The organism is Micromonospora sp. NPDC000207, from assembly GCF_040300925.1.
GTDB lineage: Bacteria > Actinomycetota > Actinomycetes > Mycobacteriales > Micromonosporaceae > Micromonospora.
In genome coordinates, this window is record NZ_JBEPEQ010000107.1 from 1 (window position 1) to 19689 (window position 19689).

The following is a 19689-nucleotide window of genomic DNA, read 5'->3' on the forward strand; positions in this document are numbered from 1 at the left end:
ATCCGCCCCGCGTGGACGGTCCGGCGGTGGGGATCGCGCCGGTGTGCGGCTCGGCGGCGGTCTGCAGGGAGTAGGCGGCCGGTCCGGCCAGCGCCACCCCCAGCCCGAGGGCGACGGCCGCCGGAGCGAGCCGACTCGACAGCCGGTCCGCCACCACCAGCAGCGCGGCACCGACCACCCCGGCCACCAGTACTGTGGTCCGCAGCCAGGGGTACCAGTCGGCGGAACGGCCGAGCAGCACCCAGCACCACCAGGTGGTCACGGCGAGGGTGCAGGCGAGCGTCGACACTGCCGCCGAGGACCGCCACCCGGGGCCGCCCCGACGACGCCACAGCAGGGCCGCCCCGCTGCCCACCAGGGCGGCGACGGCCGGGGCCAGGGCGACCGTGTAGTACTCGTGGAAGATCCCCGACATGGTGCTGAACACCGCCCCCGTGACCACCAGCCAGCCACCCCACAACAGGAGTCCGGCCCGACGGCGGTCGGTCCGGCCGGACCGACCCGTCACCACCAGACCGGCGACCAGGAGGATCAGAGCGGCCGGGAGCAGCCAGGAGATCTGACCGCCGACCTGGCTGTCGAACATGCGCAGCCAGCCGGTACGCCCGCTGAACGGCCCGCCCCCGCCGACGCGACCCTCCTCGTCTCCGGTGAGCCGGCCGAGACCGTTGTAGCCGAGGGCCAGTTCGAGGACGCTGTTGCGCTGCGACCCGCCGACGTAGGGGCGGGCGCTGGCAGGCACCAGTTCCACTGTCGCCACCCACCACCCGGCGGCGACGACCATCGCCACGGCTGCGGCGAGGAGTTGCCGGACCCGGTGCCACAGCCCGGTCGGGGCGGCGACCAGGTACACCCCGGCGAGGGCCGGCACCACCAGCAGCGCCTGCAACATCTTGGTCAGGAACCCGAATCCGATCAGGACTCCGGCCAGCACGAGCCACCGGGTGGAGGCCGTCTCCACCGCCCGCACCGTTGCGTACGCGGCGGCGACCATCAGGAACACCAGGAGGGCGTCGGGGTTGTTGAACCGGAACATCAGGGTGGCCACCGGGGTGAGCGCCAGGACCAACCCGGCCGTCAGCCCCGCTGCGGTGCCGTACCAACGGCGGACGGTGAGGTTCAGGACGGCCACCGACGCGACGCCGAGCAACGCCTGTGGGACGAGGACCGCCCAACTGTTGAGCCCGAACACCCGTACCGACAGGGCAGTCAACCACAGGGCCGCCGGGGTCTTGTCGACGGTGATCGAGTTCGCCGCGTCCGACGAGCCGTAGAAGAACGCCTTCCAGCTCTGCGAGCCGGCCTGTGCCGCCGCCGAGTAGTAGGAGTTGGCCCACCCGGAGGCGCTCAACTCCCAGAGGTAGAGCAGGGCGGTACCCGCCAGGAGAGCGATCAGCGCCGGGCGCTCCCATCGGGGTCGGACCGACGGGGGGTCGGTGTCGCGCGCCGCCGCGACGGGCGACGGCCCTGACGCGACCGTGGGGGTCTCGGTCTGGTTCATGGCGACCAGCCTTCGGGTTCCAGCTTGCCGGAGCCGGTGGGTGGGCTATGAGTCCGCTGTGGACCCGGGAAGGCGTACCCGGAACTCGGTGTGCCCGGGTCGGCTGGTCACCGCGACGGTGCCGTGGTGGGCCTCCACCACGGCAGCGACGATCGCCAGGCCCAGGCCGGTGCTGCCGTGGGCGCGCGACCGGGAGCTGTCGCCCCGGGCGAACCGCTCGAAGACCTCCGGCTGCAACGGGTCCGGGATGCCGGGGCCGTCGTCGGTGACGTCGACCCACACTCCGCCCGGTTCACGGCCCAGCCGGGTGGTGACAGTCGTACCGGCCGGGGTGTGCACCCGGGCGTTGGCCAGCAGGTTGGCCAACACCTGGTGGAGCCGGGCGGCGTCACCGGGGGCGACCACCGCCTCGTCGGGCAGGTCGAGCTGCCACCGGTGGTCGGGTCCGGCGACGTGGGCGTCGCTCACCGCGTCGACGACCAGGGCACTGAGGTCGACCGGGTCGGCGGCCAGCGGTCGGCCGGAGTCGAGCCGGGCCAGCAGCAGGAGGTCGTCGACGAGGCTGGTCATCCGGGCGGTCTCCGACTCGACCCGGCGCAGGGCATACGCCACGTCGGGTGGCACCTCGGCCCGACCCCGTCGGGTCACCTCGGCGTACCCCCGGATCGCCGCGAGGGGGGTACGCAGCTCGTGGCTGGCGTCGGCGACGAACTGGCGGACCCGGGTCTCACTGGCCTGCCGGGCGGCGAGCGCGGCGGCGACGTGCCCGAGCATCCGGTTGAGCGCCGCCCCGACCTGCCCCACCTCGGTCCGGGGGTCGGTGTCTCCCGGCGGAACCCGCACCGACAGCACCACCTCGCCCCGGTCCAGGGGCAGTTCGGTGACCCGTCCTGCGGTCGCCGCCACCCGGCGCAGGGGACGCAGGGTGGCCCGGACGATGAGCGCGCCTGCGGTCCCGGCGACCAGCAGCCCGGCGGTGACCAGCCCGGCCTGGGCGACGACCATCCACCAGAGGGTCTCCTGCACCCCGGCCAGGGGCAGCCCGAAGACGCGGACCTGACCGTCGGTCATCTGCCGGGCCACCACCCGGTAGTCGCCGAGGTCGCCGAGGGACCGGGTCCGGGGACTCCCGTCGGTGGGCAGGTCGGCCAGAGCGGCCAGCTCCGCCACCGGGACCGGCTCCTCGGCCCGGCCGGTGGTGAGGGTCTGGGCGGCCTGCACCCGACCGTCCTGCACCCGGGCGACGATCGTCCCGGGTGGGAATCCGGGCGGGATGGCCAGCCGGTCCCACCGCCAGTTCGGTTGCGGCGACTCCCGGCCCTCCGGCCACCGACCCTCCGGGCGGAGCTGGTCGTCGACGTCGGCGACCAGGACGTGCCGCAGCGCCACAGTGCCGACGCCGCCGATCCCGATGCTGACCACGGCCAGGAGCATGACCACCGTGGCCACCAGCCGGGTCCGCAGGGACACACCGGCCGACCACCGTCGCACCCGCCGACCGGGCGACGACGGCCCGCCTTCCGGTTCAGTCGGCGGGCTTGAGGACATACCCGGCACCCCGCAGGGTGTGGATCATCGGCCTGCGGCCCGCGTCGATCTTCTTACGCAGGTACGAGATGTACAGCTCGACGACGTTCGCCTGGCCGCCGAAGTCGTAGTTCCACACCCGATCGAGGATCTGCGCCTTGCTCAGCACCCGGCGCGGATTGCGCATCAGGTACCGCAGCAGCTCGAACTCGGTGGCGGTCAGGGTGACCAGCTGCCCGGCCCGGCGTACCTCGTGGCTGTCCTCGTCCAGGGACAGGTCCCCCACCACCAGCACGGCGTCGGGTCGGGTGGCCACCGCCAGTCCGGAGCGGCGCAGCAGCGCCCGGAGCCGGGCGATCACCTCCTCCAGACTGAACGGTTTGGTGACGTAGTCGTCGCCGCCGACGGTGAGCCCGGCGATCCGCTCCTCCACCGCGTCGCGGGCGGTCAGGAAGAGCACCGGCACTGTCGGGGTCTGTTCGCGCAGCCGCCGCAGCACCTGGAAACCGTCGAGGTCGGGCAGCATCACGTCGAGGACCACCACGTCCGGCTCGAACTGGCGGGAGGTGGTCAGGGCCGTCATCCCGTTGCCTGCCGTACGGACCTGCCAACCCTCGTACCGCAGGGCCATCGAGAGGAGGTCGGCCAACGTGGGCTCGTCGTCGACGACGAGCACCCGCACCGGGGTCCCGTCGGGGCGGCTCAACTCGATCCGGCCCTGCTCGACCTGCCAGTTCATGACCATGCCCCCATCGTGGGTGGGCTCGCTGTGGGGTGCCTCTGCCGTTCCTGTGTACCAGCTGTGCGCGCCTGCGGCGGGCGTTACGCCGTACCGTCGGGGTGTGGCGGCGGGCGGGCCGACCTGGGCAGCGCCGACCTGCGGCGGTTTGCCCAGCTGAAGGCTCGGGTACCGGCACCCCTGGTACCGCGTCCGACCCCCGACGCGGTGACGAGAGGCGAAGGAGTACGTCGATGAGGACGCTGGACGGCCGGTACCGGCTCGAACAGCGCATCGGCATCGGTGGCATGTCGGAGGTGTGGCGGGCCCACGACACGGTGCTGGAGCGGCCGGTGGCGGTCAAGCTGATGTCCCCCGGCGCCGAGGACGAGGACGTGACAGTGGCGCAGATCCGCGCCGAGGCGCGGTCGGCGGCCCGGCTGGTGCACCCGAACGTGGCCAGCGTGCACGACTTCGGGACGGCCGCCGCGACGGCCGGTCGGCCGATCCCGTACATCGTGATGGAGTTGGCCGAGGGCGAGACGCTCGCCGCGCACCTGCGGGCCGGGCCACTGGACTGGCGGATCGCGGTCCGGGTCTGCGCGGAGGTCTGCGCCGCCCTGGCCGCCGCGCACGCCCACGGCATCGTGCACCGGGACGTCAAACCGGCGAACGTCATGCTCACCCCCGCCGGGGTGAAGGTGCTCGACTTCGGGATCGCCACTGCGGTGGGGACACCGGACACCACCCCGGACGGCGTGGTGGTGGGCACTCCGGCGTACCTCGCCCCGGAGCAGTTCGACCGCCGACCGGTGACCCCCGCCGCCGACATGTACGCCGTCGGGGTGCTGCTGTACTACTGCCTCACCGGGCGGCTGCCGTACGTCGCCGACACCGCCACGCAGCTGGTAGGTGAGCGGCGCAGCCACCCCCCGGAGCCGCTGCCGGAGGTCGCGGGCCTGCCTGCGGAGGTGGCCGACCTGTGCCGACTCTGTCTGGCCGAGGAGCCCACCGACCGGCCGACCAGCCTGATGGCCGCGCTGCTGCTGGCCGAGGCGGTAGACGCCCGGGTGTACGTGCCGATGTTGCAGGCCAGGCCGCCGGTGCAGCGCATCTCGCCGTGGACCGAGCGGGCGGCCACCGAGGTGACCCAGGCCGCCGTGCTCACCGAGCCCCCGCGTCCCGCCTGACCCGGGCGGGCCGCCCCCGGTGACAGTCGGGCGGCACGGCGTTTCGCCAGGGGGCGGGCGGGTAGCCGCTGCGGTGAGTGACGGGAGGAACGCGATGCCGGATCCTAGTTCCTGGTTGCACGCCGCGACGGCGACCGCTGCGGGTGGGCACGTACGCACCGACGACGGGGAGCTGTCCACGGCGCTGGCGTCTCCGCTGGCGCCGCACTGCACGGGTCTGACCCCGGAGCAGCTGCTCGCTGCGGCCTTCGCCTCCTGCCTGCACCACGCTGCCGTGGAGGCGGCCGGGGAGATCACCGACGAGGCGCACACCGTGCAGGTACGCGCCGAGGCGCGACTGGGCCGCGACGACGACGGTCGGTACCGGGCCGACGTGCACGCCTCGATCTCCTCCACCGGGTTGACCCCGGCGCAGTTGACCGAGTTGGTGGAGCACGCCGACCGGCTGTGGCCGTTCTCCAGCGACGACGCCAGTCGGCACCGGCTCACCGTCACCCGGGCGGACAGCCCGAACCGCTGACCCACAGCGGACAGCCCCGCCGGTCGGTGCGGGCACGCTCGCCGGACCAGGTCGGGCCCGGGACGCTCGCCGACTCGGTCGGACGGTGGAGGTTGGCTCACCCACACGGTGGCACCGGTCAGCCGGACGGCCGATCCCGACCGAGATGGAGGCGGGTCGGCGGGCGGCCGGCGAAATGCCGGTCGACCTCCGACAGGACTGACTTTTACGACATGCCCGATAGACGCTCTACGACCACGTTTGCCACCTGACCGGATCACCTGGGGCCAAGATCAGCCCAAAGTGTGGGCCATCCCACCAATCAGGGCGATGCCATCCGTGGCTCACTTTTCTAGCCTCGTCGGGTGCATTCCGATGATCCCTTCGAGCAGAAGTCGACCGAGGCGTCGCCCACCGACCAACCGGTCGATGCCCCCTCCCCCGAAAGGACCACCGGCCGTCATCGTCGGCGCAGCGGCACCCGCCGCCGCCCCGGGCTGCTCGGCTCGGCCCCGGCCCGCGTCGCGATCGCCACCGGCGTCTGCTGCTGCCTCGGCGTGGCGGCCTTCGCCGGCATCCACGCCGGCACCGACAGTCCGACCGAGCCGGTCCGCGAGGCCCTCCTCGAACGCGACGCCGAAGCCGACCAGCGGGCCTCCCGGGCCCTGGACCGCCTGACCAACCCCTCCCCCGACACCAGCGCCACCACGTCGCCGAGCCCGACAACCTCGCCGACGCCGAAGAAGTCGAAGAGCGCCACCGCCACCGCCAAGCCGACGCCGAAGAAGTCGACGCGTCCGCCCCGTCCCCGACCGGTCGCCGGGCTCACCCAGATCCAGATGGACAACGCCAAGGTGATCGTCGACGTCGGGGCCGACATGAAGATGCCCCGCCGGGCCATGGTGGTCGCGCTCGCCACCGCCATGCAGGAGAGCAACCTCTACAACCTGGCCAGCGACGTCATCCCCGAGTCGCACCAGTACTCCGACCAGGGCAGCGGCTCCGACCACGACTCGGTCGGGCTGTTCCAGCAGCGCCCGAGCAGCGGCTGGGGCACCGTCCGGGACCTGATGCGTCCGGCGCACTCCGCCCAGCTGTTCTACGAGGCGCTGCGCAAGATCCCCGCCTGGGAGCAGATGAGCGTCACCGCCGCCGCGCAGGCGGTGCAGATCTCGGCCTTCCCCGACAAGTACGCCCAGCACGAGCAGCGGGCCACCACAGTGGTCACCGCCCTGCTCTGAGGTCACCGCCGCCGGTCCGGCGAACCGCAGTGCTCTGCGGCCAGCACCGGGCGTTCCGGCGAGCCGCGCTGCCCTGAGGTCAGTGTCGCCGGTCGGGCGAATCGGTGCCGCCGGCGGCGGTCCGGCTGCTCGGCACCCCGCCGGCGGCGGTCGGGGTGTCGACCGGCACCGGCTCGACAGTCAGGTCACCGAGGAGTTCGTCGACCCGGTCCTGGCGTCGCCGACGGGTCTGCAGGGCCGCCTCGCACTCCCGGCGGGCCGCGAGCGCCTGTGCGTAGGCCTCCTCCCGGACCCGGCGGGCCTCCTCCCGGGCGGCGTCGAGCTCACCCCGGGCCTGCGCGAGCAGCTCGGTCACCTGCCCCCGGGCGTCGGTGGTCGACTCCGGTACGGCCCCGGGCAGAGCCGAGTCGGTCAGGCCGCGCAGCCGGTCCGCCTCCTGCCGGACCTCCTCCCAGAGGCGGCCCGGCGCGGCGGCACCGTCCACCCGGGCCGCCAACCGGGTCAGGCCGACCCCGAGTTCACGCAGGCAGGAGTCCACCTGCCACTGGTCGTAGCCGTTCACAACGACGGAGAATCCCATGCTGTCGCCCCCCAGGCAGCTGACATCTCTTCCCCCACCTGACGATCCTGGTCGGTGCCGGGGACCGGCGAGGCGGTTCGGGAGAAATGTTCAGCATCCGCGAGGGCAGGAAGACCTGTCGGCGGTGACACTGCGGGAGAAACCAGGCGGAACCGTTCGTCAGGCGCGCTTGGGGAGCACCACGACGCGGCCGAAGAACTCGTCGATGCGGCGTACCACGTCGTTGAAGTCGTCGAGGTCGATCGGCTTCGTCACGTACGCGTTGGCCTGCAGCGTGTAGCTGCCCACGATGTCGGTGTCGGCGTTGGAGGTGGTGAGCACGACGATCGGGATGGTCCGCAGGTCCTCGTCCTGTTTGACCTCGCCGAGCACCTGTCGCCCGTCCATCCGGGGCATGTTCAGGTCGAGCAGGATGACGTCCGGACGGCTCGCGGTGGTGTGCCGCCCCTCCCGACGGAGGAACTCCATCGCCTCCTGACCGTCGCTGACCACGTTGATGATCTTGTCGACGTCGGAGTCGGCGAGCGCTTCCTCGATCATGAGGACGTCACCGGGGTCGTCGTCCACCACCAGGATCCGCACCGGGCTCGGATGGCCTACACCCATGACTACCTGCCTCAACTTGGTGGAAACGGGACCCGACGGTCACCTGCTGGCGGGGAAATCTAACCCATCACGGCACGGAGCGCGACGGCGGGTCCACCGGTTCCGGTACCCCCGTCGGACCGGCCGGAGCCGTCGACGAACCGCCCCCCGGCGACTCCGGAGCGTAGCGCAGCAGGTCCCAGAGACCTGTCACCTGCAGGACCCGCTCGACCCGCCCGGTCGCCCCGGTCACCCGCAGCCAACCACCGTCGGCGGCGGCCCGGTTGTCACCCCGCACGAAGGCCGCGATACCCGTGGAGTCACAGAAGACCAGGTCGGTGAGGTCGACCACCAGACGCCTCCGCCCCCGGGCGGCGACGTCGTCGAGCACGGCGTCGAGTTGTGGGACAGTGCTCAGATCGAGCTCACCGGTGAGCCTCAGGCGCACACCGTCGGTGAGCCAGGGGTCGTACGTGACGGTGAACGTCAACGTGGTCCCTTTCGCTCCGCCACAAGCTGATCCTTGCAGTGGAGCAAGTATACGCAGAGCAGCCCGGCCGGCCCCTCAACGCCCGGCGACGCTCACCGATCCGGCCACCCGGTCCCGCGCCGCCGCCAGGAATCCCGCCGCCCGGGGAAAGTCCCGCAGCTGCCGCCCGAAGTAGCCGAGGCTCAGTCCGACCGCTGACGACGGCACCCCCCGGATGCTCAGGATCGACGTCATCCAGTCCACGAACTCGTCGAACAGCGACCCGTCGTCGACGTACACGGCAGCGGCCAGGAAGTCCAGGAGGTAGCCGAGGTCGCTGACGGTCGAGTCCAACTCCGTCGGACCGTAGTCCCGGGTCTGCGGCGCCCGCTCGTACAGGTCGGCCAACGCGCCGTCGATCAGCTCACCGCGCCGCTTGGTCAGGCTCACGTACTCGTCGTCGGCGAGGTGCGACAGTCGGGCCGCCGGCACCCGCCGCAGCGCCGACTCGTCGGCGACCAGGGCGGCGGCCGACGGCGCGTCACCCGCCCAGGCCACCCCCAGGGTGCGCGCCCACCGGCCGTCCGAGCCGAAGCCCCGACCGCCCACCAGCACCGGAACGTCGGAGCGTCGACACGCCTCGATCATGCGGTGCGCGTACGGCAGCCGCATCGGCAGGGCGCACCCCAGGGCGACCGCGTGCGCGTCGTGCCGGTGCAGATAGGAGACCAGATGCGCGGCGGGGACACTGGCCCCGAGGAAGGTGACCTGCCAGCCGCGCAGCCGCAGCACCTCGGCGACCAGTCGGGACGGCAGCGAGTGCCACTCGCCGTCCATGCAGGCCACCACGATCCGCTCCCCGGTGGGGCGGGAGTCGGCGTGCGCCGCGACGGCGGCGACCACCCGCTCGCTGACGTGGGTGGCGGCGTGCTCCTGGGCGACGCTCCACTCGTTACGCGCCCACCGCTCCCCCACCTCGGCCTGCGCCGGTGCCACCAACTCCAACAGCACCCGCTCGGCGGACACCCCGTCGGCCAGCAGGGCCAGGGCGACGTCGACAGCGGCGTACTCGTCGGCCTCCGCCAGAGCGTCCAGGTAGCCGGGAAAGGCAGCCGTAGGGCTGGTCCCGGTCGACGAGGCGGTCACCCGGCCGACTCCCCGGGGCCACCCCGAGCCGCCGGGACCGCGTGCAGGTGCCGCGTCGGACGCACGCTCCGACCGGCCGCCCGCAACGCCAGGACGGCGATGTCGTCGTGGTCACCGTGGGCCAGCCAGTCGCAGGTCACCTGCTCGATCCGCTCGGCCAGGGCCGCTGCCGGCATCCGGTGGCAACCGGTGACGGCGGTGAGCAGCCGGTCCGCGCCGAACTGCTCGTCACCGCGTCGCCCGCCCCGGGCCTCGGTCACCCCGTCGCTGTAGAGCAGACAGGTCTCGCCCGGCTCCAGTCGTACCGTCACCTCACCGACGCGCGGGTCCGGGACCACCCCGATCAGCATCCCGGTGAGCGGGACGACCTCCACGTCGCCGGAGGCCCGCAACACCAGGGGCGGCAGGTGGCCACCGCCGGCCAGGGTGAGGGTCAGCCCGCCGTCGCGCTGGGGGCGGACCACCCCGACGACCATCGTGGCGAAGCGGCCCTGGCCGTGCGCCTGGGTCGTCTCCAGCAGGGCACCGTTGAGCAGCCGCAGCAACCGGCCGGGCTGCGACTCCACCCGGTGCAGGGCCTGGAGGCACTGGCGGAGCTGACCGGTGAAGACGGCCGCCTCGACACCCTTGCCCGAGACGTCACCGAGGAAGAAGACCGACCCGCCGTCGGTGAGCCGGTGCGAGCCGTAGAAGTCCCCGCCGATGCGCAGCCCCGCCTGGGCGGGCCGGTAGGCGGTGCCCCACTGCACCCCGGCGCACTCGACCGGCTCCACCGGGACCAGGCTGGCCTGCAACGTGTCGGCCACCTCGGCCTGGTCGCGGTAGAGGACCGCCGTCGTCAGCGCGGCTCCCGCACGGGCGGCGAAGGCCCGGATCAGCTCGACGTCGTCCTCGTCGTACCAGCGGGTGGAGCGCCGGGCGACCAGGAGCACCCCGACGGGCTCCTCCCGCCCCGGCAACGGCACCACCCGGGCGCAGGCCTGGTCGGCCGGGAGACCGGGCAGCCACCCCGCCGCCACCGCCTGCTCGACGAGCCAGTCCACGGCGTGCGGCTCGGCCCCCACCAGCCCCTCCTGGATCGCCGGAGGAAGATCGGTGCTGTTCAGGACGCCGCTGTCGACCGTCGGCGTCTCGTCCTCGGCGCGGGAGGCCCGCCACCAGCGGGCCCGACCGGAGCGGGGGGCGAGCACCAGAACCGCCGCCTCACCCAGTGTCGGTACGGCGAGGCGGACCACCGCCGCCGCAGCGCGGTCCGGGTGCAGCGGGTTACCGAGCTTCTCCCCCACCACGGCGAGGAATCCGGAGCGGGCCCGCTCGGCCAGCAGCGCGTCGGCTCGGGTGACGCTCTCGGTGACGTCCTCGACGTACCGGCAGGACCGGCCGGCGGAGAGGGCCACCCGGCGTACCCGCAGTCGCCGACCGTGGTGCGAGAACTCGCCACCGGGGGCGTCGTCACCGAGGGCCGGGAGGCCGACCATTGCGGGCAGGGCACCGAGGGTGATCTCGGGCAGGAGTCGTCGCGCGACCGGACTGAGGTGGGTGACCAGGCCGGCGGCGTCGCAGACGACGAACCCCTCGCGGAAGTGTTCGACCACCTCCGACCAGTCGGGCGGGGCGTGGTGGTCCCGGTCCGGGGCCAGCGGCGCCAGTGCCGACCGGGGCACGGCGTCGACGGTCCGCGCCGCACGCCGTCCGGCGCTCGGTGCGGAGATCCGTCCGTCGCCGGGATCCCAGTCCCTGACGTCGGCAGCATCCACCAGCTAGGCCCCACTCCTTTGTCGGCGTCGCGCGCACCACCCGGTGCGGTGCATATGATCCAATCTCTTCGTCCCACCCTACGCCGGTATGCCGGTACCGCCACCTCGCGCGGACCGCCGCCCCCGCCGTACCCTGCGGCCTGCGGGCGGGATTGTTACGATCGGTGGCAAGAGAGCCCCCGCGGAAAGGCAACTAGCGTTGGTACCTCATGGGAGGAAGCCGGAGACGACTCCGTTGAGTCTCTCCGTCGACCACACCGATCCGGATGCGCCTGTCATCCGCATCGGGGGCGACCTCGCCTACGCCACCGCCAGGCCGTTACGGGTCGAGGTCGAGCGGATGCTCGCCACCAACCCCTCCACGATCGTCCTCGACTTCTCCGACCTGCTCTTCATCGACAGCACCGGGCTCTCCGTGATCGTGCACGCGTGGCGGGAGGGACAGCCCGCCGGGACCGCCATCGTCCTGCAGTCGACCCCCCGCTTCCTGGACACCATCCTCGACATGACCGGGGTCACCGGTCTGCTCGCCCGCCCGTTGCTCGGCCGTCCGGCGGGCGACGCCGACCGGACGCAACCCCCCGCCGCCATCGCCTAGGCACCCCTCGGGGTGCCCGCCCCGCAGGCGGCTGGAAGACTGGAGCCATGCCGTCTCGACTGTTGTCCATCGAGGTGACCCGGCCGCAGGCCGGCCACGTCCGGCTGCGGTTGACCGGCGAACTCGACTTCGACACCGCACCTGAGCTCATCGCCGCCGCCGCGCAGCTGCGTCGGGACGGATACGAGCAGTTCGAGGTCGACCTCAACGCGGTCACCCTGTGTGACTCCTCCGGACTCAGCGCCTTCGTCGTGATCCACCGCAGCGGCACCGGGCCGATCCGGTTGACCGGGGTGAGTCGCCAGCTCCAACAGCTCCTCGACCGCACCGGCCTGGCGGAACTGCTGGCTGTCGACCCGGGGACCGCCACCGTCGACGGGAGCCAGGCCGCCGGCTGACCCGGTCAGGTGGTGGTGGCGGGTTGCCGCCGGAACCCGGCCCGGGTCGACGGCGGCTCCGCGTCCTCCGGCGTTCCGGTGTCCACCGCGTGGAACAGGTAGCGGACGAACTCCACCTCCGCGTCCAGGTCGTCGGCGCCCGGCCACTGCCCGGCGCAGTCCACCCCGATCACCTCCCGTCCGCTCCCGTCCGCCTCCTCGACCAGTGCCCACAGGCTGATCGGGTAGCAGCGGGTGCCCCCTGCGGTGCGCCACCGCGCGTACCACCCGGGACGGGACGGCACGATCTCGACGATCTGCCTCATGACGACCTCCCCCTTCCGCGCTCCTCGGAAGTTGCCTCGCCGATGTGATGGTGGAGCCGCTCCGGGTGAGCGCCCCTCACCCCGGTCGGATGAGACGGGCACCGGCCCCCGTCTCGGCACGGGTACCGACGGGAAGGCGGGCCGGGAGAGATCGACGATCCGGAACAGGAACGAGGTGGCCGGGCGGGTCAGGGCCGGTGCATCGCGATCTCCGGTGAACTGCTCTCCAGCGGTACGGCGTTGGCCGGCACCAGACCGAGCTGCACCGCCGGGCGGGGCAGAGCGGCGTCGAGCATCCAGTCGGCACCGACCCGAGCCCGGTTCGCCGGCATGGCCAACAGGTGGTAGCCCCTGGTGACCGCCTTGGCCGGCAGACCGGACAGGGAGAGCTTCAACGGGTTCGCCGCCGCGTCCCTGCCACCCAGGTCGACCACCCAACCCAGGTCGTGGTGCTTGTACGGGCGGCGACGCCCCTGCCCGTACGAGGCGGCGATGTTGTGGGCGACGAGCTTGCCCTGCCGCTGGGCGTGCTGGGCGGTCATCGCGCACACCTCACCGGGTCGGGCGAGGTCCGGGACCGCTGCGGCATCCCCGCAGGCGTACACCTCGGGGAAGCCGGGGACGGTGAGGAACTCGTCCACCACCAGGCGGCCCTTCTCGGTACGCAGCCCGAGGTCGGCGACGAAGGGGTCCGGGCGTACCCCGACGCACCAGACGAGGCTGCACGTGGGGACGTACTCCCCGTCGGTGAGCCGCACCCCGTCGGCGGTGGCCTCCGCCACCGAGGTGCCCATCCGTACGTCGACGCCACGGCGGCGCAGCACCCGGTCGGCGGTAACCGACATCCGCTGGTCCAGCTCGGGAAGCACCCGGGGGGCGACGTCCAGCAGCATCCACCGGGGCCGGACGGAGAGCCGGGGCCGCTGGGCGACCAGTTCGTCGGTGAACAGCTGGCCGTGGGCGGCCACCTCGGTGCCTGTGTATCCGGCGCCGACCACCACGAAGGTCGCCCGGGCCTGCTGCTCGGCCGGGTCCTGCGCCTGCTCGGCCAGCTCGATCTGCCGGACCACGTGGTCGTGGAGGAAGAGCGCCTCGGGCAGCCCCCGGAAACCGTGCGCGTACTCGGTGACGCCGGGGATGGGCAGCAGCTTGTTCACGCTACCGACGGCGAGGACCAGTCGGTCGTACGCCAACCGTCCCCGGTCGCCCTCGGGCTGGGTGAAGCCGACCCACCGGTTCTGCAGGTCGACCCGGTCGGCCTCGCCGATGACGACCCGGACCCCGTCGAGGGTCCCGGCGAGCGGCACGGAGATCCGGGTCGGTTCGATGACCCCGGCGGCGACCTCGGGCAGCAGCGGCAGGTAGAGGAAGTAGTCGGTGGAGTTGAGAAGGACGATCTCGGCCCGGTCACGGGCCAGCCGGCTGAGGGTCTTCGCCGCGTGGTATCCGGCGAAACCGGCACCCACGATCACCACACGAGGTTTCGTCATGCCTGCAGCGGTTCCCGCCGATCGACCCGGCAAACGTGGGGTCACGCGCGAGGGCCGCCCCCGGACGTGCGGGATCGGCCCTCGTACGGTCCGGCGGTTCGACGCCCCCGGGTCGCCTCCCGCGCCGTCGGTGCTCGACGTGGGCCGTCACCGTACGGCGGGGAGGACCGGTGGGGTCTGCCTCAGAGTCGTTCCTTGACCACCTCGGTCGGGCCGGGCTCGGTGTTGCGGGTGGCCCGGAGACTGGTGAGGGTCACGATGGTCAGGACCCCGACGATCACGCCGAGGGAGACCAGGGTGGGGATCTCCGGTACGCCGTCCCAGATCCCGTGGGCCCAGTGCAGACCCAGCTTGACGCCGATGAAGGCGAGGATCACGGCGAGGCCGTAGCTGAGGTGGACCAGGCGGCTGAGGGCGGCGTGCAGGACGAAGTAGAGCGCCCGCAGGCCGAGCAGGGCGAAGGCGTTGGTGGCGAAGACCAGGTACGGGTCCTCGGTGATGCCGTACACGGCGGGCACCGAGTCGACGGCGAAGACGATGTCGGTGGCGAAGACCGCTACCACCACCAGGGCCAGCGGGGTCAGGGTGCGCCTGCCGTTGAGGCGGACCACCATCTTGGTGCCGTGGTACTCGTTGGTGACCGGCATGAACCGGCGCAGCAGCCGGACCGACCGCATCTTCGAGATGTCGACTTCCTGCTCGTGCCCGGAGAGGGCGTCACGCAGGAGCTTGATCGCGGTGAGGATCAGGATGATCGAGAAGATCAGGAAGGCGAAGTCCAGGGTCTGCAACGCGGCGGCACCGAGCGCGATGAAGATCGCCCGCAGGACCAGGGCGCCGGTGATGCCGAAGAGCAGGACCCGCTGGGCGAGGGCGCCGGGGACGGCGAAGGCGGCCAGCAGGAGCATGAAGACGAAGAGGTTGTCGACCGACAGGGACTTCTCCACCAGGTACCCGGTGAGGTACTCCAGGCCCTCCTGGGAGCTGAAGTCCCACCAGATCCAGACGCCGAAGGCCAGGGGAAGCGCGACGTAGAACGCCGACCAGCCGAGGGCCTCCCGCATCGACACCTCGTGCGGTTTCCGGGTGACCAGGAAGTCGAGTGCCAGCAGGGCGATCACGCCCGCGATGGTCACCGCCCACATGGTGGGGGTACCGATCGACGTCAGACCACCGCCGGTGGACGCAGCCGCGTACGACATTTCGGGCATGAGACCTCCTCGAACACCATTCCATGTTCGAGGTCTCCTTCACCCATCTCTCATGGGCAACCACCCGGGGTGCGCATCAGCGCACCGTACTGACCGGCATGGTTCGTGGGAAGTACTCCCCTCGTCCTGGACCAGGTTAGGACAGGCCGGGGGCGTGTACCAACTCGACCCCGCCAACAATTCCGACGAGTTCGCCTCCGGCCCCACCTGGGTCGACGTGGGGTCAACCGGGCGACACCGGCAGTGACAGGTCAGCTCCGGCGTACCAACCGTCCCGCCGCCGCTTCCAGGGGTCCTCGCCGCCACCGGGTCGTCCACCACCGGGCGACCACCACCAGCACCACGCTGAGCACCGCCCAGAGCCCCAGCACCCACCACGGGGCGGCGTGTCGCCACGCGTGGGCCAACCCCAGTCCCCAGCCGTAACAGAGCGCCGCGCAGAGCACGTTCTGCAGGACGTAACAGGACAGCGCGGTACGGCCCACCGCGCCCAGTCCGTCGCGGACCACCCCGGGTCGCCGGCTGCCGTCCACCCACACCCCGACCAGGCCGAGGTAGCCCAGGGCCAGCAGTGGGGCGCAGACGTACCTGTCGACCAGGAACCACTGTGGTCCGGCGAGGGTGGTCGCCGCGTTCAACGGCAACCCGACGCCCAGTCCGATCCAGAGCAGCCGTCGACGTCGGACCCGACCCCGGTCGTCGGCGTCGAACACCCCCGCCCGCCACAGCCGCACGCCGAACAGGAAGAGGAAGACGAGCAGCCCGAAGGTGAGGATCGGCTCGGCCCGCAACGCCAACAGGTTGTCCAGCCGGAACGCGACCTGGTCGGGCCAGCCCGCCTCGGTGAACTGCGGTTCGGTGCCGGCCCCGCCCGCCCCGCCGTCGCCGTCGCCGAAGGCGGCCTGCGGGGCGAGCACCAGGGCGAGGGTGAGCAACAGCATCAGGGCCAGGTGCATTCCGCCCGCCAGGTACATCGCCGCCCGCTGGACCCGGACGGAGCGGGCCAGCAGCCAGGCCACCAGCAGCGCGGTGACCGCGTACCCCATCAGGACGTCGAAGGCGAACACCACCAGGAAGTGCAGGGTTCCCTCGACGAACAGCAGCAGTGCGCGCCACCCGTACCGGCCGGGCCAGGGCCGTCCCCGGGTGGTGGCGCTGCGGTGCTGGATGGCCAGACCGACGCCGAACAGGATGGTGAGCAGGGCGAGGAACTTGCCGTTGGCCAGGAACCGGAACACGCCCTCGACGATCGCGGCGGCGGCCGGTCCGTCACCGGAGAGGCCGACGGCCGCCGAGACGCTCGTGGCGTCGAGGAGGAACCGGGCCTCGCCGCCGGGGGTGGCGAAGATCCAGACGTTGGTGGCGAGGGTCCCCAGGATCGCCACCCCGCGCAACACGTCGAGCAGGACGACCCGACCGGCGGCGGGGGTGGTGGTGGGGGTGGAGGTGGCGGTGGTGGCCATCGGTGTCCCGTCTCGTGGTCCGACTGACCAGGTCAGCGTGCCAGCCGTCGCGCCGCCGGGCCTCGTACCGGCCGGTGAGATCGGGATACCTCCTTCGAGGGACCTCGAAGGGGTCAGGCGCGACGCAGGGCGACACCGGGGGCCAGGGCCGGCTCGACCATGTCCCGGTAGTCGCGGGGCAACCGGGTGACGATCTCGTCGAACTCTCCGCCGGGGATCGCCTCCCGGAGGGTGGTGAAGACCGCCCGTACGGCGATCCGGGTGGCGCTCTCGTCGATCCCGGTGCGGTAGCTGACCCGGGCCACGAACTCGGCCGCCCCGAACCGGTCGGCCGCCTCGGTGTCCGGCGTCGGCCGCAGCATCACCTGCAACGGCCTCGGCAACTGGGTGGCCAGGTCCAGCACCTCCCCACCGGTGAGCCGCTCGGTGAGGGTCTCCAGCGTCGCCCGGATCAGCTCCACAGTCTGCTCGGAGGAGGCCCGGGTACGCCGGGCCACCTGGTCGACGAAGGTGTCGTAGTTCATCCGGTCGCTCCTTCGGTGGGCCGTCGGACACCCGCTGCGGCGGGGGCGGCCCGGGGTTCCCGCGTACCGGGGGGACAAACCCCTCGCCGGCACCTCACGCCGTCGGCGTCCACCGGGGTGGGACGACAGTGGTCGTGACGTGGGCTGCTTCCGGGTGGGTGGCCGCGCCCGGCCGTGACCGGATCCGCGTGTCGGGCGACGGGCCCCGAAACTGACAGCGCCCCGGTTCACGAACCGCGAACCGGGGCGCTACAGCAACTCTGTCCTCCAGGGGTCCACGCCCGAACCGGGTCGTGACCGCCGCGAGGGATGTTCGCCCGAACCGGGCGGGCATCTCAGCCAGGACCAGGATACGATGCACCATCGTCTGAACGGCCGATTTCGGGGAAAGTGTGGGGCATCCCACCTTTTTGATCATGAGAGGCCGGCGTCATTCGACCGGGCGGACGCCCCCGTGACGGTCCCGCACCTTCAGCCTGGTGGTGGGCAGTGTCGGGGCGGGCAGGGGGTCGGCCGGGTCGTCGGCCACCGTGCCGAACCGGGAGGCCCCGGCCATCCACTCCTCCCGGGCGGCGACCACCTCCTCGTGCGAGCGGCCGACGAAGTTCCACCACATGACCAGCGGTTCGTCGAAGGGTTCCCCGCCCAGCAGCAGCAACCGGCAGTCGGGGGCGGCGCGCACCGTGAGTCGGTCCCGGCCCGTCCCGAGGTAGAGCAGCGAACCGGGGGCGACAGTGGTCCCGTCGACCTGCGCCGAACCCGCCAGGGCCAGCAGTCCGTACTCGAAGTCCCGGCGCAGCGCGAGGGTCGCCGGGGCCGTGCCACCGAAGGTCAGCTCCGCGCCGAGCAGCGGGGTGTGCACCACCGCCGGGGAGCGCACCCCGTCGAGGTCGCCGACGAGCACAGTGGCGTGCAGGTCCCCGCTGCGCCAGGTGGGCAGGTCGGCGTGGTGGGCGAAGTCCGCCGCCCCGGCCCGCGCGGGGTCGGGCAGCGCCACCCAGAGTTGGACGCCGTGCATGACCGGCGGACGGTCCCGGGGGGAGCGCTCGGAGTGGGCGATGCCGTGCCCGGAGGTCATGACGTTGAGCTGGCCGGGACGGATCGACTGGACGTTGCCCAGGCTGTCGCGGTGCACGATCTCCCCGTCCACCAGCCAGGTGACCGTCTGCAACCCGGTGTGCGGGTGCGGCGGCACCTCCATGCCGGGTCGCTGTGCGACGTCGTCGGGGCCGAAGTGGTCCACGAAGCACCACGCGCCCACCATCCGGCGCTGCCGCTGGGGCAGCAGGCGGCGGACTGTGGTCCACCGCCCGAGCGGCACGTCGTGGCCGGGCAGCAGGACACTCTCGGGGTCGGTCGGGGCGGCGCCGGCGGGTCGGGTCAGCGCCGGCATCGATTCGGTACGCTCCACCACCCTGACTGTACTGTCAGCTCCCGGTGACGGTCACCGAGTTGGCCCCCGCCACCAGGTCGACCCAGAGCCGGTCGTCGACGCGGTCCCAGTCCGGGGAGCCGACGACGGTACCGGCGGCGACACCGGTCCGACGGTGCTCGTACACCCGGATGGTGGCGGCACCGGATCCGGCCCGTACCCGTGCCGGCTGGTCACCTGTCGACCGGATCAGCAGGTCGCCCACGCCGCCGGACATCCGGACGGTGAGGGTGCCGGCGACGTCGGGCAGCCGCAGCTCGGTCCGGCTGGCCCCGCCAACCAGCTCGACTCCGGCGGACCGGCCCCGACTCAGGTCGAGCACCTGCTCGTCGACCCCACCGGTGATCTTCAGCTGCCAGGTGACCCCGGAGTGGAGGACCACGTCGACCACGCCGGGTCCCTCCCGACCGCTGCGCCCGACGTGCAGGTGGACCTGGTCGCCGAAGACCTTGGGCGCGGGGACCACCCCGGCCTCGGGCGGGCTGCTGATCCGGTACAGCCGGTCGCCGAGGTCGTCGGTGCGCAGGGAGAGGGTGGTGACCCCGTCGACGAGTTCGAAGACGGCCTGTCGACGGCCGTCCAGGGGTGCGGTCGCCTCGTCGGCCGGTTGCGCCGCCGGATCGGGTTCGCCGGCCGGGTCGGCGGGTCCGTCGGGCGCCGGACGGTTCACGCCGGAGAAGTTCCCAGTGGTGTGGTCGGTGGCGGGCAGCATCGCGGCCACGGCGGCGACCCCCAACACGAGGAGCGCCACGACGGCGACGGCCAGCATCCGCATGCCCCGCGACCAGCGGGGCCGGTCAGTGGCGGGGGGCGGGGACTCCTGGGGACCGGTCACCTCGATGACCCGGTCCGGCACCGGACGCCGGTACATCTCGTGGTCGGCCACCAGTCTCCCCTTTCACCGTCCCCGCTGGACATACGTGCCCCGCAAGGGTTCGGATCAATCCGGCGACGGTACGCGCAGACGTCGCCGGCCGGTGTCCCGAAGGACACCGGCCGGCGACAGAACACGATCCGGGTCAGCTGTTGTTCCAGTGCTCGGCCACCAGGTCAGC

The 19689-nt window shown here is 72.5% G+C and carries 20 protein-coding genes; 5 read left to right on the top strand and 15 right to left on the bottom strand.

The window, feature by feature from the left end; all coding sequences use genetic code 11:
* The 3 genes from ABT336_RS22245 to ABT336_RS22255 form a co-directional block, all read right to left on the bottom strand.
* A partial coding sequence (locus tag ABT336_RS22245; RefSeq protein ID WP_350898656.1) for an ArnT family glycosyltransferase occupies positions 1-1501 on the bottom strand: 1501 nt, incomplete at its 3' end.
* A gap of 45 nt (positions 1502-1546) precedes the next feature.
* Positions 1547-3049: a sensor histidine kinase gene (locus tag ABT336_RS22250; protein ID WP_502891235.1), complete on the bottom strand. Its 1503-nt coding sequence runs from the start codon at positions 3047-3049 to the stop codon at positions 1547-1549.
* Entirely contained in the window at positions 3027-3773 is a 747-nt protein-coding gene (locus ABT336_RS22255; protein WP_350898658.1) for a response regulator transcription factor, read from the bottom strand. The genes ABT336_RS22250 and ABT336_RS22255 overlap by 23 nt, the downstream gene beginning before the upstream one ends.
* Positions 3774-4000: 227 nt before the next feature.
* Here ABT336_RS22255 and ABT336_RS22260 point away from each other — a divergent pair, with 227 nt between their 5' ends.
* The 3 genes from ABT336_RS22260 (at position 4001) to ABT336_RS22270 (ending at position 6676) form a co-directional block, all read left to right on the top strand.
* Positions 4001-4936 (top strand): serine/threonine-protein kinase, encoded by a 936-nt coding sequence (locus tag ABT336_RS22260; protein WP_350898660.1) that lies wholly within the window; start codon positions 4001-4003, stop codon positions 4934-4936.
* Between the two features lie 94 nt (positions 4937-5030).
* Entirely contained in the window at positions 5031-5456 is a 426-nt protein-coding gene (locus ABT336_RS22265) for an OsmC family protein (RefSeq protein ID WP_350898662.1), read from the top strand.
* Between the two features lie 344 nt (positions 5457-5800).
* The gene (locus tag ABT336_RS22270) at positions 5801-6676 is read left to right on the top strand and encodes a hypothetical protein (RefSeq protein WP_350898664.1); all 876 of its coding nucleotides are present in this window, start codon (positions 5801-5803) and stop codon (positions 6674-6676) included.
* 79 nt (positions 6677-6755) lie between these two features.
* On the opposite strand, the gene ABT336_RS22275 is transcribed toward ABT336_RS22270, so the two are convergent.
* The 5 genes from ABT336_RS22275 to ABT336_RS22295 form a co-directional block, all read right to left on the bottom strand.
* On the bottom strand, positions 6756-7256 hold the full coding sequence (locus tag ABT336_RS22275) for an ATPase (protein ID WP_350898666.1): 501 nt from the start codon (positions 7254-7256) through the stop codon (positions 6756-6758).
* Between the two features lie 159 nt (positions 7257-7415).
* Positions 7416-7862, bottom strand: coding sequence for a response regulator (locus ABT336_RS22280; protein WP_350898668.1), 447 nt, complete (start codon positions 7860-7862; stop codon positions 7416-7418).
* Between the two features lie 67 nt (positions 7863-7929).
* Complete coding sequence (locus tag ABT336_RS22285; protein WP_350898670.1) at positions 7930-8331, bottom strand: STAS domain-containing protein; 402 nt, start codon at positions 8329-8331, stop codon at positions 7930-7932.
* Between the two features lie 75 nt (positions 8332-8406).
* A complete protein-coding gene (locus ABT336_RS22290) occupies positions 8407-9456 on the bottom strand; it encodes a cobalamin B12-binding domain-containing protein (RefSeq protein ID WP_350898672.1) in 1050 nt (349 codons plus the stop codon).
* Positions 9453-11213 (bottom strand): PP2C family protein-serine/threonine phosphatase, encoded by a 1761-nt coding sequence (locus ABT336_RS22295; RefSeq protein ID WP_350898674.1) that lies wholly within the window; start codon positions 11211-11213, stop codon positions 9453-9455. The genes ABT336_RS22290 and ABT336_RS22295 overlap by 4 nt, the downstream gene beginning before the upstream one ends.
* 235 nt (positions 11214-11448) lie before the next feature.
* Here ABT336_RS22295 and ABT336_RS22300 point away from each other — a divergent pair, with 235 nt between their 5' ends.
* Entirely contained in the window at positions 11449-11811 is a 363-nt protein-coding gene (locus ABT336_RS22300; protein WP_350898676.1) for an STAS domain-containing protein, read from the top strand.
* Between the two features lie 47 nt (positions 11812-11858).
* A complete protein-coding gene (locus tag ABT336_RS22305) occupies positions 11859-12209 on the top strand; it encodes an STAS domain-containing protein (RefSeq protein WP_350898678.1) in 351 nt (116 codons plus the stop codon).
* Positions 12210-12214: 5 nt separating this feature from the next.
* Here ABT336_RS22305 and ABT336_RS22310 read toward each other — a convergent pair whose 3' ends face one another.
* From ABT336_RS22310 to ABT336_RS22340, 7 genes are all read right to left on the bottom strand, one after another.
* Entirely contained in the window at positions 12215-12514 is a 300-nt protein-coding gene (locus ABT336_RS22310) for a hypothetical protein (protein ID WP_350898680.1), read from the bottom strand.
* Positions 12515-12702: 188 nt separating this feature from the next.
* Entirely contained in the window at positions 12703-14004 is a 1302-nt protein-coding gene (locus tag ABT336_RS22315) for an NAD(P)/FAD-dependent oxidoreductase (RefSeq protein ID WP_350898681.1), read from the bottom strand.
* A 182-nt stretch (positions 14005-14186) separates the two neighbouring features.
* A complete protein-coding gene (locus ABT336_RS22320) occupies positions 14187-15215 on the bottom strand; it encodes a TerC family protein (protein ID WP_350898683.1) in 1029 nt (342 codons plus the stop codon).
* Positions 15216-15466: 251 nt separating this feature from the next.
* On the bottom strand, positions 15467-16678 hold the full coding sequence (locus tag ABT336_RS22325) for a DUF418 domain-containing protein (protein ID WP_350898685.1): 1212 nt from the start codon (positions 16676-16678) through the stop codon (positions 15467-15469).
* 113 nt (positions 16679-16791) lie between these two features.
* On the bottom strand, positions 16792-17202 hold the full coding sequence (locus ABT336_RS22330) for a DUF2267 domain-containing protein (RefSeq protein WP_350898687.1): 411 nt from the start codon (positions 17200-17202) through the stop codon (positions 16792-16794).
* A gap of 430 nt (positions 17203-17632) precedes the next feature.
* The gene (locus ABT336_RS22335; protein WP_350898689.1) at positions 17633-18613 is read right to left on the bottom strand and encodes a pirin family protein; all 981 of its coding nucleotides are present in this window, start codon (positions 18611-18613) and stop codon (positions 17633-17635) included.
* A gap of 16 nt (positions 18614-18629) precedes the next feature.
* Positions 18630-19520, bottom strand: coding sequence for a hypothetical protein (locus tag ABT336_RS22340; protein WP_350898691.1), 891 nt, complete (start codon positions 19518-19520; stop codon positions 18630-18632).
* Positions 19521-19689 lie beyond the last annotated feature (169 nt).